At 46.2% G+C, this 14696-nt stretch carries 9 protein-coding genes and 1 other annotated feature; all 9 genes read right to left on the bottom strand.

Features of this window, described 5'->3' with window-relative positions:
• Window positions 1–7: 7 nt before the first annotated feature.
• A complete protein-coding gene (locus ACV3PA_RS07170; RefSeq protein ID WP_456125887.1) occupies window positions 8–3607 on the bottom strand; it encodes a DUF5057 domain-containing protein in 3600 nt (1199 codons plus the stop codon).
• 83 nt (window positions 3608–3690) lie between these two features.
• Window positions 3691–4923, bottom strand: a complete 1233-nt coding sequence (locus ACV3PA_RS07165; RefSeq protein WP_456125886.1) for a bifunctional folylpolyglutamate synthase/dihydrofolate synthase — start codon at window positions 4921–4923, stop codon at window positions 3691–3693.
• A gap of 54 nt (window positions 4924–4977) precedes the next feature.
• A complete protein-coding gene (locus ACV3PA_RS07160; protein ID WP_053453975.1) occupies window positions 4978–7614 on the bottom strand; it encodes a valine--tRNA ligase in 2637 nt (878 codons plus the stop codon).
• A gap of 50 nt (window positions 7615–7664) precedes the next feature.
• Window positions 7665–7894, bottom strand: a binding site (T-box leader).
• 54 nt (window positions 7895–7948) lie between these two features.
• The gene (hemL, locus tag ACV3PA_RS07155) at window positions 7949–9259 is read right to left on the bottom strand and encodes a glutamate-1-semialdehyde 2,1-aminomutase (protein ID WP_456125885.1); all 1311 of its coding nucleotides are present in this window, start codon (window positions 9257–9259) and stop codon (window positions 7949–7951) included.
• Window positions 9256–10245 carry a porphobilinogen synthase gene (gene hemB / locus ACV3PA_RS07150; RefSeq protein WP_023468970.1) on the bottom strand — a complete coding sequence of 330 codons (990 nt, stop codon included), beginning with the start codon at window positions 10243–10245 and terminating at the stop codon, window positions 9256–9258. The genes hemL and hemB overlap by 4 nt, the downstream gene beginning before the upstream one ends.
• Entirely contained in the window at window positions 10242–10922 is a 681-nt protein-coding gene (locus ACV3PA_RS07145) for a uroporphyrinogen-III synthase (RefSeq protein WP_053453978.1), read from the bottom strand. Before ACV3PA_RS07145 ends, hemB begins: the two co-directional genes overlap by 4 nt.
• A complete protein-coding gene (gene hemC, locus ACV3PA_RS07140; protein WP_053453979.1) occupies window positions 10912–11838 on the bottom strand; it encodes a hydroxymethylbilane synthase in 927 nt (308 codons plus the stop codon). Before hemC ends, ACV3PA_RS07145 begins: the two co-directional genes overlap by 11 nt.
• Window positions 11839–11921: 83 nt before the next feature.
• Window positions 11922–13262: a glutamyl-tRNA reductase gene (gene hemA, locus ACV3PA_RS07135; protein ID WP_456125884.1), complete on the bottom strand. Its 1341-nt coding sequence runs from the start codon at window positions 13260–13262 to the stop codon at window positions 11922–11924.
• Between the two features lie 213 nt (window positions 13263–13475).
• Complete coding sequence (locus tag ACV3PA_RS07130; protein ID WP_456125883.1) at window positions 13476–14618, bottom strand: AI-2E family transporter; 1143 nt, start codon at window positions 14616–14618, stop codon at window positions 13476–13478.
• Window positions 14619–14696: the final 78 nt, after the last annotated feature.

Raw genomic sequence — 14696 nt, 5'->3', positions numbered from 1 at the left:
CCACTTTTTAATATACATCTCCATCCAAGTCGGTTGATCCTGAATCTGAACCAATCGTCACCTTAAATGTTGTACTCAAAGGTGCTTTCTGATCATTTTTCAAGACTTCCAACACATCTTTATTTTCTTTTAGCACAGTTACTTTAATTCGAGCCACACCAGGACGTAACGGTTGCAAAGCTTGACCAGTCGGATCGACTTTGACATACTCTTTCCCTTGTGTCACTTCCATCCGATAAAATCGTTCAGTCGTCGTTTCCGGGAACCATCCTAAGAGTGGCCGTTTGTTTTCATCCTTCATCGTCATGATTAAATCATCAGCCGATACATTAATCGGGTTCTCACGGACTCGAACGAGTGTCTTCGCTACCGTATCTGAGAAGTTCGTTAATGTGAGTAACGCTTCGACAGCACCATTTGGAGTACCGGTCTTACCTGTAATCGTATAACCGTTCGTCGTTGGTGTCAGTTCAATCGCACTACTCAACGTAGACGTCGTAAATGGTAACGGGTAATTCGGTTTGAATGTTGCCGTCACATCCTGTGTTGATCCGACCCAGAGTTCTAGATTACTTGGAGCGACCGATAGTTCCGGTAACTTCACTTGAATTGTATAGGTCGTAGACTGGGCAAGGTATGTTGAACTTCCTGCTTCTGCCGGAACGACAGCTTTAACCGTGATTGTTCCCGGTGTTTTCCCGGTCAAATCTAATGTGTTTTTCGATAAACCGTTCGTTTTGACGTGCGAATCATTTGTGATAATCCATTGAATCGGTGTTTCGTTTCCTGAAATCATCGAGGCGATGCCCGTCATGGATTTCGTTTCACCGACGTACAGTGTATCTGGTACATTTCTTACGATTAATCCCCCAAATACATCATTGATCACGAGATCAGATGTCGTTGTGAGTTCTTTTCCATTACCTACAGGAACGACTAATTTGATTTGTGTCGTACCGACTTTTTTCGGTTTAATGACCCCTGCTTCATCAATCGAAGCAATCGTCGGATCGACGATCGACCATTTTAACGTTCCATATTGACTACCTGTAGGATTGATCTCTGGCAAGACCTTATACGATGATGTCGTAATATCCATCTTGACGGATGGAATTTTCGCACTTGTCGCAAATGCCGGTGTCAATGCGTAGCCAAGTGTAGGAAATACTTGTGGATCATTATTTACTGTCGTTAGTTTATCTGAACGATTTGTTTCGTTTTTATAGACATTTTTAGTTGATGTTAGCACATTATCTTTTTTATCGAGCGTGTAAATTCCCGCAGATTCTTTAGCTTTTACTTTTACTTTAAATGTTATTTCTGATTGTTTAGCTACCCACTGCCCTTGGTAAATGCCGTCAAGTGCTTCATCGTATTCAATGTTTGGTGCGTAGCCTTTTATAGACTGTCCAGAAATAATAGCATCCTTTAACCCACTAGTTGAAACCACTTCTAAATTACTCGGTAATTTTTCATTGAACAGTATATTTTCCATCGTCACAGAAAATTTTCCTTTGATATAGCCATTCTCCCCAATAGCTTCTTGTTGTTTCATAGGTGTTGTTTTAATGGTATATGAAATTTCAGCCATCTCACCATTAGGAATAGTAGCCGGATCAATAGAACGAGATAATACGAAAGGAGCAGAAACAGCAGGTCGAACAACTTGTACGGTCCGTGTCTCGATTGCCTTAGCTCCCCGCTGATCCTCTGCTTCGATTCGAATCGTAACACTTGTTTTACCTTTTAATTTTGATTCGAAGGATTGACTGACGAATGAGTTGTTCTTCAACTTATTGTTTTCAAAGACTTTCTCATTATCAATATAGATCCGTGTCTTTAGCTCACGATCTTGCAGATCATAGTCGTTGACTTGATAAGAAATCGTCAACGGCTCATTCTCAAGATAGCTCGATTTGTCCGTTGGCAAGATATTCTTGATTAATGGCTTGTGGTTCGCACCGATGAAAGCGCGATACATCGTATTTGAGAACAGTTCTTTTTCTTGTTGCTGATCAAATTTTGTTGTGTGTCCTGCTCCAGAATACGTAACGTTTCCTTTTGTGTACATATAGTAGTGGTTGCGTGCGTCCCCAATCGTTCGACCAGCTGCCTGGTTCGAGGTACTCATATCTTTTTCGCGGATGTTATACCACGGAATGAGGTCCGGTTGCTCAAGATCCAAGCCAAAGTATTGATTGTGGGTCGTTGCAATTGCTACTGTATCTGCTAAAGCAAATGGATACGATGTCATGACCCCAGCATTTTGTTTGACTGCCTGTCCTGATGGTCGTTGCGCCCCGTATCCCATATTTGTAAAGTTCTTTTGACCAGCGAGGTCAGCAAATTTCGTTTCCCAGAATAATTCGGGTTTATCGGTTTGAGCTGGTCTGAAAATCGTATCGTGTGTCAACATCAATCCTTGACCGGTATTCGTAAAGTCAAGAATTGCATTAGATGCAGGATCACTAAGTGCAGCAGCACCATATGAATCTTGGAACCCGAAAATCAACATGTCATAATTTGTATTTAAATTTTTCTTTTGAAAATCCGAGTTGAATGTTGTTGCAGATAATACTTCGACATTAAAGTCATATAATCCATCTTGTTTCAACAGCGAGCCCGACATGAATCCATTAATGGAGCCGGTTGATCCCGAACGAGTGACTTGTAGAATCTTCGCTTCTGCCACTTGGTCTTTCATCAAGAAACTTCCTACCTTATAATCTGTTAGTCCGTCTTCACTTACGACTTTAATCATCCAGTTCCGTGGTCCTGTATAACTCGGTGCATCAAATTGATAGGATAATGAGCCAGAAACCATCGCTGGTTTTTCATCGACTTTTTCTGATTCCTCGAACTGGTCATTACTATTGAAATCAATATACAACTGAACGCGCGTATTGGCTGAGGATTGATCGAGCGAATAGTTGAAGTCGATTGCCTTATCAGGTGATGCGGGAGCGGATTTATCAACTTTTGTTAACGAAAGACCATTTTGTGAGACTGCTACTTTACTTAGACGTGGTCGCTCGATTTTTTCTGATTGTAAACGAAGTACAACTTGCTTCATATCGGTATACGCAATCGAAGATCCAGTCGTCATACTCGGCTTAAAAATCGAAGTAAAATTACTCGTCGCATGTGTCAGCACATCAGAGTGTAAAAAGACTGGCAGACCTTTTTGAATATAGTTCTTCAAAATTTCATTCGCTTTTAACTTTGTAATATCATTTTCGATTTTACTGGTATTATGCTGTTTGGATTTCGAATCAGATACTGTAATCGAATAACGGTCTGTTCCAGTAAAAATAGATGGATCAAAAACGATCGCATCAAATGCACCATCAAGTGGGAAACGAGACGCATTTAACTCTTTGACCGTCATCATCTTGATTTCGTATTGACTTGTATTCAGTTCTTTTAACAATGACAACGATGTAATTGACGTTCCCGGATCAATCCGGTTCGTCGTCGACCAATCATCGCGAATTTCTAATATCTTGAATTTTTCTCCTGTTGCCGCTTTTGAATGCGGTTCATGTATATACGTAAAGCTTGAAAAAATCAGTAAGCTTGCTATTAACAATCGGACCCACTGTCTCATCGCTCATCGTCTCCTCATCATGTCTTTGAAATCCGGGACTATACTTCCCCAATTTCATTATAACGAGTGAAATCGCATTTTCCCTATTTTGTAAAAGAGTTTGTGTACATTTGCCGCACTTCACTAATGAAATAGAGCGATCCTGTCACGACATATGTCCGTTTCTTATTTAATTGAGCGAAGAACGCTTCAACTGTCGTCACGTTTCCACCATCTTGTTGTAACTCCTCTATCGTACGAGCTCTAGGAAAATCAAATGTCGTCTCATAGATATCTGATGTAATGCTACGTAACTGCGCAAGCATTGCCTCTCGGTCTTTGTCACGCAAAATCGAACAGAGCAATGTCACCGGCTTCGATTCCTCTTTTAACCGTTCAACAAGTGCCGTGATCCCTTCCGGATTATGCGCACCATCGAGAATGATTCGTGGCTTACGCGAGATGATTTCAAATCGCCCCGGATGTTTTGCTTCCCGCAGTCCTTTTCGGATCGCCGCTTTCGACCACCCGAGTCGTCGCGCACAGATGACGGCATTCGCCGCATTATGAACTTGGTGATGGCCTTCTAGACCAAGACGTGTCTCAGGAATCCCATCATATGTCGCCCAGGTCCCCGTCTCTTTTAATCGGTAGCGAATGATGGCTTCCTGGCTCCATTTCAATGTCGCATTTCGGTCGCCGCAATACGCCATTAACGGTACCGTCAGTTCTTCTTGCAGTTTCCCGGCGATGACTGGTGTCCCTTGTTTGATAATGCCGAACTTTTGTAACGCGATCTCTTGGAGCGTATCTCCGAGAATTGCTTGATGGTCGTGTCCAATTGACGTGATGATCGCGGCGACCGGCTTTGTGAAGACATTCGTTGAGTCATACAGACCACCGAGTCCGACTTCATAAATGACAAAGTCGGGTCGAATCTGATCAAAGTAATAGACGGCAAGTCCCGTCAATGCTTCGAACTCAGTTACCGTACCGAGTGCCGGATCGATATGCTGAATAGCAGACTGAACGGCGATTGCAGCCGCAACGAGATCGTCTTCCGCAATCGGCACTCCGTTTAACATAATCCGTTCCTCAAACTGAATGATGTACGGCGACGTAAATGTTCCAATCCGCAATCCTTCCGCAATCCCCATCTCACGTAAGAACGCAACCGTCGATCCTTTCCCGTTCGTGCCGGCGACATGAATCGTTGGAATCGCGTCCGGGTCAATCTGTAATTCCAGTAGCATCGCCTGCATCCGTTCAAGACCCGGTTTGACACCGAATGCTAGTAAACTCGATAACCAATCCAATACATCTTCTCGCGTCCTCATGCTGTTCGCTCCTTTAAAAAAAGTGGCTCAAGGAGACTTGAGCCACTGCTGTTATTAATGTGAGAGTTCGTTGATGCGTGCTTCGACAGCTTGACGTTTTTCCGTGTAGTCAAGCGCCTTCGCTTTTTCTTCATCAATGACATGTGCTGGTGCTTTACCGACGAAGCCAGGGTTGTTGAGTTTTTTCTCGACCCGTTCGACTTCTTTCGTATATTTGACGAGTTCTTTATTCAAGCGCGCGATTTCTTCCTCGATGTTGATCAAGTCTGCGAGCGGGATGAATAATTCTGCTCCCGTCACGATTGCACTCATCGCTTTTTCTGGTGCTGGCATCTGTTCTTCGATCCGGAGTTCAGACGCATTCGTGAACTTTTGCAAGTACGAGCTGTTTGACGACAAGTCGTCTTGAACGCGTGCATCGTTCGTCGAGATGAATAATTGAATCTGTTTCGACATCGGTGCGTTGACTTCAGCGCGGATGTTACGAACTGAACGGATAACGTTTTGAACCGCCTCGAAGGCTGGAACAGCTTCCGGGAAGTCGAGTGACGCATCACGTGTTGGCCATGCGGCACGTGTGATCGTTTCACCTTCATGCGGTAAGTGCTGCCAGATTTCTTCCGTGATAAACGGCATAAATGGATGCATCAAGCGCATGATCCGGTCGAGCGTATAGGCGAGAACCGAACGTGTCGTCTGCTTCGCTGCTTCGTCTTCCCCGTTGAGTGGTAACTTCGCCATTTCGATGTACCAGTTACAGAAATCTTCCCAAATGAAGTGGTAAAGAATACGTCCTGCTTCACCAAACTCGTATTTATCCGACAGACGTGTCACGTCATCGATCGTTGTCTGTAAGCGTGTCAGGATCCACTTGTCTGCTAGTGATTTCTCACCTGTTAAATCAATCTGATCAAACGTTAGACCATCCATGTTCATCAAAGCAAAACGGCTAGCGTTCCACAATTTGTTCGAGAAGTTCCATGTTGCTTCGATTTTTTCCCAGTAGAAGCGAAGGTCGTTTCCTGGTGTCGATCCTGTCGTTAAGAACCAACGCAGTGAATCAGCACCGTACTTCTCGATGACATCCATCGGATCAATCCCGTTACCGAGTGATTTCGACATCTTGCGTCCTTCCGAATCACGAATCAATCCGTGGATCAAGGCGTCTTGGAATGGACGTTGTCCCGTGAATTCATACGATTGGAAGATCATCCGTGATACCCAGAAAGCGATGATGTCATAACCCGTAACGAGTGTCGATGTCGGGAAGTATTTTTGATAATCCGCTGCGTCTGTGTTCGGCCAACCCATCGTCGAGAACGGCCAGAGCGCTGAAGAGAACCACGTATCGAGGACATCGTTGTCTTGCTCCCAGTTCTCGATGTCAGTTGGCGCTTCTTTACCAACGTAGACTTCGCCCGTTTCTTTATGGTACCAAGCCGGAATCCGATGTCCCCACCATAGTTGGCGGCTGACACACCAGTCACGGATGTTTTCCATCCAGCGTACATACGTGTTTTCAAAGCGTTGTGGAACGAAATTGACTTTGTCCGGTCCTTGTTGCTCCTCAAGTGCTTTTTGTGCCAGTGGTTCCATTTTAACGAACCATTGGAGTGAGAGATAGGGTTCAACGATTGCATCGGAACGTTCCGAGTGACCGACAGAGTGTAAGTGTGGCTCGATTTTAATCAAAACGCCTGCTGCTTTTAAATCTTCAACGATTTGTTTACGGCATTCGAAGCGATCCATGCCTTCGTATTTACCTGCGTTCTCGTTCATCGTTCCGTCTTCATTCATGACGAGGACACGTGGTAACTCGTGACGGTTACCGACTTCGAAGTCGTTCGGATCGTGGGCTGGTGTAATTTTCACGACGCCTGTACCGAACTCCATGTCGACATAATCATCAGCAACAATCGGAATCTCGCGACCAACGATTGGTAACGTAATCGTTTTTCCGACAAGGTGAGCATAACGCTCATCTTTCGGGTTAACGGCAATTGCTGTATCACCAAGCATCGTCTCTGGACGTGTTGTCGCCAGTTCCACGTGACCTGAACCGTCCGTTAGTGGATAGCTGAAGTGATAGAAGGCACCTTCGATGTCTTTATAGATAACTTCGATATCTGAGATTGCTGTTTTCGTTGCTGGGTCCCAGTTGACGATATATTCGCCGCGGTAGATTAAGCCTTTTTCGTAAAGTTTAACGAAGACTTCTTGAACCGCTTCTGACAATCCTTCATCAAGCGTGAAGCGTTCCCGCGAGTAATCGAGTCCAAGACCAAGTTTTGCCCATTGTGCACGGATTGTTGAGGCGTACTCTTCTTTCCATGCCCACGATTGCTCGAGGAATTTCTCACGACCCATTTCAAGACGTGATTGCCCTTCTGCCCGTAATTTTTGTTCGACTTTTGCTTGAGTCGCGATACCAGCATGGTCCATTCCTGGTAAGTAAAGGACGTCGAACCCTTGCATCCGTTTCATCCGTGTCAACATGTCTTGTAACGTCGTATCCCAAGCATGACCGAGATGCAATTTCCCTGTGACGTTCGGTGGTGGAATGACGATCGTGTATGGCTCTTTCTCTGGATCCTGATCGGCTTTGAAATAGTCACCTTTCACCCAAAAGTCGTACCATTTTTCTTCCGTTGCCTGCGGATCATACTTCGTTGGCATTGATAATTCCTGCATCCTGATCGCTCCCTTTTTGTCCATAATAAAAACGGCTTCTCTCGTCCTATGCTAAGGACGAAAGAAAGCCGTTGCTTTTCTCCGCGGTACCACCTTAGTTCATCCAAAATCGGATGCCCTCGAGCCACGTAACGTGTGGAGGACGGATATCGCTCGTAAGACTCACGATACCAGCTCGTGGGGTGACCTTCCTCCTGTTCGTCCGTCACATCTTTCAGCCAAGGATGTGTTCTCTATACCGGTACGAATACAGGACTACTCTTCCCGTCATCGCTGTTGCCATTTTCTTCTTTACTTATTTTAGCCGAGACTTCAAGTAATCGTCAAGAACTGCTTAACGACCGAATTCGATTTGGAGTTCCTTGAACGTCAATTCGACAGCTTCGATCGTCCGCTCGATGTCTTCGTCCGTATGGGCAATCGATAGGAACAGACCTTCGAATTGTGACGGTGGCAAGAAGACTCCACGTGCCGCCATTTTTTGATAATACGAACGGAACATCTCAAGGTTCGATGATTTCGCTTTTTCGAAGTTCGTGACGCGCTCATCTGTGAAGAAGACACCAAACATCGCGCCCGCCCGATTCGTCGTCAACGGAATGTTATATTTCGCTGCAGCATTCAGATAGCCTTCTGACAGACGACCTGCTTTCCGGTCGAACTCTTCGTAGTGCTCTGGTTTCAGCTGTGTCAATGTCGCTAGACCAGCTGCCATCGCAAGTGGATTTCCGGATAACGTACCCGCTTGATAGATTGGACCTTGTGGTGCGATCTGCTCCATGATGTCACGACGTCCGCCGTAAGCACCGACCGGCATTCCGCCACCGATGACTTTTCCGAGACATGTGATATCTGGTGTGACACCGAAGTATCCTTGGGCACAGTGGAAGCCGACACGGAAACCAGTCATGACTTCGTCAAAGATCAGCAATGTACCGTTTTCTGATGTGATTTCCCGTAAGCCTTCGAGGAATCCTGGTTCTGGTGGGACGAAGCCCATGTTCCCAGCAGCCGGTTCGACGATGACACCAGCGATATCGTCGCCGTGTTTTTCGAACGCAATCCGGACAGCGTCTAAATCGTTGTACGGAACTGTCAACGTCATGCTAGCGATTTGTGCTGGAACCCCTGGTGAATCCGGTAGTCCGAGTGTCGCGACACCTGAACCTGCTTTGATTAAGAGCGAGTCACCATGACCATGGTAACAACCTTCGAACTTGAGAATTTTCGTCCGACCTGTATATCCACGTGCAAGACGAAGTGCTGCCATCGTTGCTTCCGTACCTGAGTTGACCATCCGGACGACTTCAATCGATGGTACACGGCTAATGACGACTTCCGCCATCGCTGATTCGATTTCTGTTGGTGTCCCATAACTCCACCCACGTGTCGCTTGTTCTTGGATTGCCGACGTGACGATTGGATCGGCGTGACCAAGGATCATCGGCCCCCATGACAAGACGTAATCGATGTACTCTTTCCCATCGATATCATAGAGCTTCGAACCTTTTGCGTGATCTGCAAAGATCGGTGTCATCCCAACTGATTTATAAGCACGAACCGGGCTGTTAACGCCACCCGGCATGAGCGGGAGTGCCCGCTCGAATGCTGCTTTTGATTTTGAGTTCTGGTTAATTAAGCTCATTTCGACCCCTCCAGGTAACGACAAATGTCTTTTGCGAAATAGGTGATGATTAAATCAGCGCCTGCTCGTTTAAAGCCAAGCATCGTCTCAAGGACGATTCGTTCTTCGTCGATCCAACCGTTTAAGGCTGCGGCTTTCACCATGGCATACTCACCTGATACGTTATACGCAACAATCGGTAAATCGATCCGCTCGCGCACATCACGAATGATGTCCATGAACGCGAGCGCTGGTTTCACGATCATGAAGTCCGCTCCTTGATCGACGTCCGCTGTTGCTTCGCGGAACGCTTCACGACGGTTTGCTGGATCCATTTGATAACCTTTCCGGTCGCCTTCTCCTGGTGCCGAGTTTGCCGCGTCACGGAATGGACCATAATAAGCAGATGCATATTTAACGCCATAGCTCATGACCGGAATATGGCTGAAGCCGTTCTCGTCCAACCCTTGACGAATCGCTGCGACGAATCCGTCCATCATCGATGATGGAGCGATGACGTCAGCACCCGCCCGCGCTTGTGAGATAGCTGTTTTGACGTGGAGCGGTAATGATGCATCATTATCGACCGTACCGTCCGCGACGATACCACAGTGACCCGTTGACGTATACTCACATAAGCATGTGTCGGCAATGACCGTTAGCTGCGGTGCAACCTTTTTAACGAGACGTGTCGCTTCTTGAACGATCCCATGATCGTGAAACGCGCCTGATCCTTGCTCGTCTTTTAAGTGGTCGTGCGGAACACCGAATAAGATGACGGATTCGATTCCAAGTGCGACGACTTCTTCAATCTCAGCCGTCAGATGATCGAGTGATAAGTTAAAGACGCCAGGCATCGAGCTGACTTCGCGTTTGATATCTTCGCCTTCAGCGACGAAGATCGGATAAATCAAATCCGATTTATGCAATTGGTTCTCGCGGACGAGTGACCGGAGTGATGCGGTATGACGTAAACGACGGTGACGTGCGTATTCTAATGTGTTCATGCTGATTCCTCCTCAATGATACGATCAATCATGCCATCAACCGTGAATTCACGGGCGACATGGATCGGTTGAAGTCCGGCTGCTTTTGCTGCTTGCTCCGTGATCGTCCCGATGACGATGAATATCGTCTGTGGGACTAACGGCGCAATCGCTTCGACAGCAGAAGGACTCTGCAGTCCAATATAGGTGGCAGTTCTGACAAGTGCTTCAGGTAGTCGACGTGTGACGGTTTCATAGGTGATGATATCTTCAATCGTGAATCGATTCAGTTTCCGTAACTGATCGACTGGCGCTTGACGCGACCGATTTCCGCGCGCAAACACGATGTGATCATCGTCAGATAAGTGTGGCACAAGTTCTTCGACGAGCGCATCTCCTGTAAAAGTCGAAGGTATGAAATCAGCTTGTCGTCCGTACTTTAAAAGCACGTCTGCCGTCTTTCGACCGACGACCGCGATCTTGGTCTGTGTTAATTCAGACAACGCGTCAGCAATCCGGTGGACACCATTCGGACTCGTCACGACGAGCCAATCAATTCCCTGAGGCAACGTAAACGAAACGGGTCGCGTTTCAATGACCGGATAGTGTACACTCTCAATCGCAAATGCGCGTAGTCGAGCCACCTGCTCGTTCGTCGGTGGCCGACTCCCTGTAAACAGAACCTGCTTATAAGTCATCCGGAAGTGTCGCGAGAATCTCACGACCACCCGAAGCAAGCAAACGTTCGGCCACATCTTGACCGAGTTGCATCGGATCAAGACCTGATTCGCGCTCGAGTAAGATTTGCTCTCCATCAACAGATCCAATGAATCCGACAAGTGTCGTTGACATGTCTTCGTTGATCGTTGCGAATCCACCAACAGGAACATGGCAGCTACCTTCGATCGCTGCTAGGAAAGCACGCTCTGCGTAAGCCACTTTTTCTGTCATCTGATCATGGATCAGGTGCAAGAGATCACGTACTTCTTGGTCATGTTCCCGACATTCGATACCGAGGATCCCTTGACCGACGGCTGGAATCATGTCTTCTGTTGAAAGATATTCCGAAACGACGTCTTCAGACCAACCCATCCGTTGTAGACCAGCTGCTGCAAGCAGAATCCCGTCAAACGGACCATTTTTTAATTTATCGAGTCGTGTATCAATGTTTCCACGAATCGATTCGATTTTTAAATCAGGGCGGAGTTTTAGCAATTGCGATCCGCGACGTAAGCTACTCGTACCAACGATCGCACCTTCCGGCAAGGAAGCAAGACCTTCTCCTGTTTTCGTGATCAAGGCATCACGGGCATCAACACGTGCCGGTGTTGCACCGATGATAAGACCGTCTGGCAATTCAGAAGGTAAATCCTTCATGCTATGAACGGCAAAATCGATTTCTTCATCAATCATCTGCTGTTCGATCTCTTTTACGAATAATCCTTTTCCGCCGACTTTCGAGAGCGTCACATCCAAAATGCGGTCCCCTTTTGTGATGATGTTCTTGATTTCGAACTCATACGGTGCGCCGGCTTGTTTCAACTGGTCAATGACCCATTTCGTCTGTGTCATCGCTAGCTTCGAGCTTCGCGATCCAACAATGATTTTTCGCATGCTAAAATCCCCCTGTACAATGATAAAGGGGCGGCACAAGTCCGCCCCATGCATTTTCTATTGTAACACAAATCGTGCTTTGTTCACCGGTTCACAGCTTTTGCTGAAGGTGTTGTCTCTTCTGACGTCATGACGTCTTCTTCAAGACCTTCGAACAAGTCTTCGTTTAATGCAAACGTATCCATGAACTGTGCAATCCGCTCATCCGCATCTGGTTTCGCTGCCGCATCTTTGATATAAGACAACGGTTCACGTAACAACTGGTTGATGATTGATTTCATGTGTTTGCCGATGACAGTTTTTTCGCGTTTTGACATCTCCGGTAATTTCCGTTCCAAGCTCTGCATCGTTTCTTGTTGAATCCGTAATGCTTGATCTCGGAGTTCCGTGATGATTGGTACGACACCAAGTGTCGTCATCCATCCTTCAAACTCGGCAATCGCTGCTTCGATCCGTTGTTCAATCTTCGCGGCTTCTTTCATCCGTTCCGCCATGTTTTGTTGAACGATCGATGTAAGATCATCCACGTCGTATAAATGAACGCCTGGCAAATCGCCAACAGTCGGTTCGATGTCGCGTGGAACGGCGATGTCGATCAATAGGAATGGGCGATCGTGCCGGAACAGCTGTGCTGCCGCGATGTCTTCTCGTTTAATGATGGCACGTTTTGCACCCGTTGAAGAGATGACGATGTCTGCCCGAAGCAAACCGCACTGCATCTCATTAATCGAATGTGCCGATCCTTCGAACCGATTCGCGACCTCTTCTGCTTTTGCTAACGTCCGGTTAAAGACCGTGATGTCACGTGCACCAGCTTCATATAAGTTGAGCGTCGTCAGTTCGCCGGTTTCTCCCGCACCAATGACGACGATTGATTTATCTTCAAGCGATCCGAGTAACTGTTCGGCAAGCGTGACGGCAGCAGCACTGACAGAAACGGCATTTTCACCGATTCCAGTTTCTGCGTGAGCCCGTTTGGCGAGCGTGACCGCTTCTTTAAAGAGTTTGTTAAAGACCGTTCCTGTTGTTTCAAGCTTTTGTGCCATGAAGAAGCTCGTCTTGACTTGACCTAAGATTTGCGTCTCACCGACGATCATGGAATCAAGTCCACTTGTTACGCGGAACAGGTGTTTCATCGCATCGAATCCTTCGTGAATGAAGAGATACGGTTCGAGTTCTTCCATCGTCAAACCGAACCAGTTCGCGAGGAAACGTTTTGTATAATAACGTCCTGTATGTGGTTGATCCGTTACGACATATAATTCGGTCCGGTTACATGTCGAGACGATAACACTCTCAAAAATACTTTTTTCATCGCGCAATGCGACGACCGCTCCCTTCATCTCATGCTCCCCGAATGAGACTTGTTCGCGTATTGATACTGGCGCTGTTTTGTTATTCAAGCCGACCACTACGATATGCATGCGCTCTACCCCTTACGTCCAAAGATTTCGTTCCGATCTATCTTTTCGTTCTCTATCCTACATTATAACCATTATAAAAAAGATTCCAATCAATTTATAAACTAAAATGAGTCGAAGTTGTGAAATCTTCTTCATTTTTTCTCTTCTTCTACCTTATCCCTCTCTCGTAAAAATCACAAACCCCCTGCTCCTAAAAAGAGCAGAGGGTTACACTTACTTCAATGATTCGGGTGAAACCGTCACGTCTGGTACGTCGAGACGTTGTTGACGCAAACGGTAGATCCGGGCGATGTTCTGAACGACAACTTTTGAAACTGCATATGTCGGAACCGCTAAGATAACACCGATGATGCCACCAATTTTTCCGGCAACGAGTAAGACGATGATGATCGTTAACGGGTGAACCTTGAGCGTTTTCCCTTGAACATAAGGCGAGATCAAGTTTGATTCGATTTGCTGTGCTACGACGATCGTAATGATCGCATAGACCGCCTTAATCGGATCATCGATGAACCCAACGATAACTGCCGGAACGGCACCAATGTAAGGTCCAAGATACGGAATGATATTCGTGACCGTACAGAATAGGGCAAGTAGTAACGCATATTGAATATCGGAGATGAAGAAACCGATCAATGACATCACACCAACACAAATCGAGACGATGACCTGTCCGTTGACATAGTGCTTTACTGTCACATGCATGTCGTGCAAGATTTTACGTGTTTCCGTCTCATAGCTTTTCGGCAACAGTTTCACGACGGAGTCTGGAAATTTATAACCATCGAGCAGCATGTAGACTAAGATGAACGGCACTAAGACAATGATTAAGACGGTCGAAGAGATGACACCGAAAATCGTTCCAACTGACGTCGAGACGGACTTAAAGACCGTACCGATATACGATGTTGCTTCATTCGTCCACTTGTCAAATAAGTCCGTATTCTCGTGTACCCATGTCGAGATGAAACGATTGTTCATCAATTGATCGCGTAAATTTAAAGTTTGATCACGCAATTCGACGACGAGCGTCGGAATACTCGTTGCAAAATCTGTCACCTGCTCGACTAAAATCGGTCCAATCGACGCAACGGCAATCGTCAGAATCGTAATGAAACCAAGCAAGACGATCAGCACGGCAAGTCCACGTTTTTTGACCCGCTTTTGTAACGCATCAACGATACCGAGCGTAAAGTAATAGAAGATCCCCGCGATGATCAGTGGCGGGAAGATTAATGCCAACATGACACGAATCGGCTGGAATAAAAATGAGATCTTCGTTCCAACCCAGATGACGAGAAAAATCACTAAGATCCAGATTAATGCTTTAAACCATTTGTTTCGAAGCAAATCCAAACTGTTCACTCTCCTTTTTATTAGATAACTATAGTTATTTTCACACACTATATTACGAAATAATAGTTTTTTCATAAA

This window comes from Exiguobacterium sp. EA-TM-5 (genome assembly GCF_053878415.1).
This window is presented reverse-complemented; position numbering and strand designations above follow the sequence as displayed.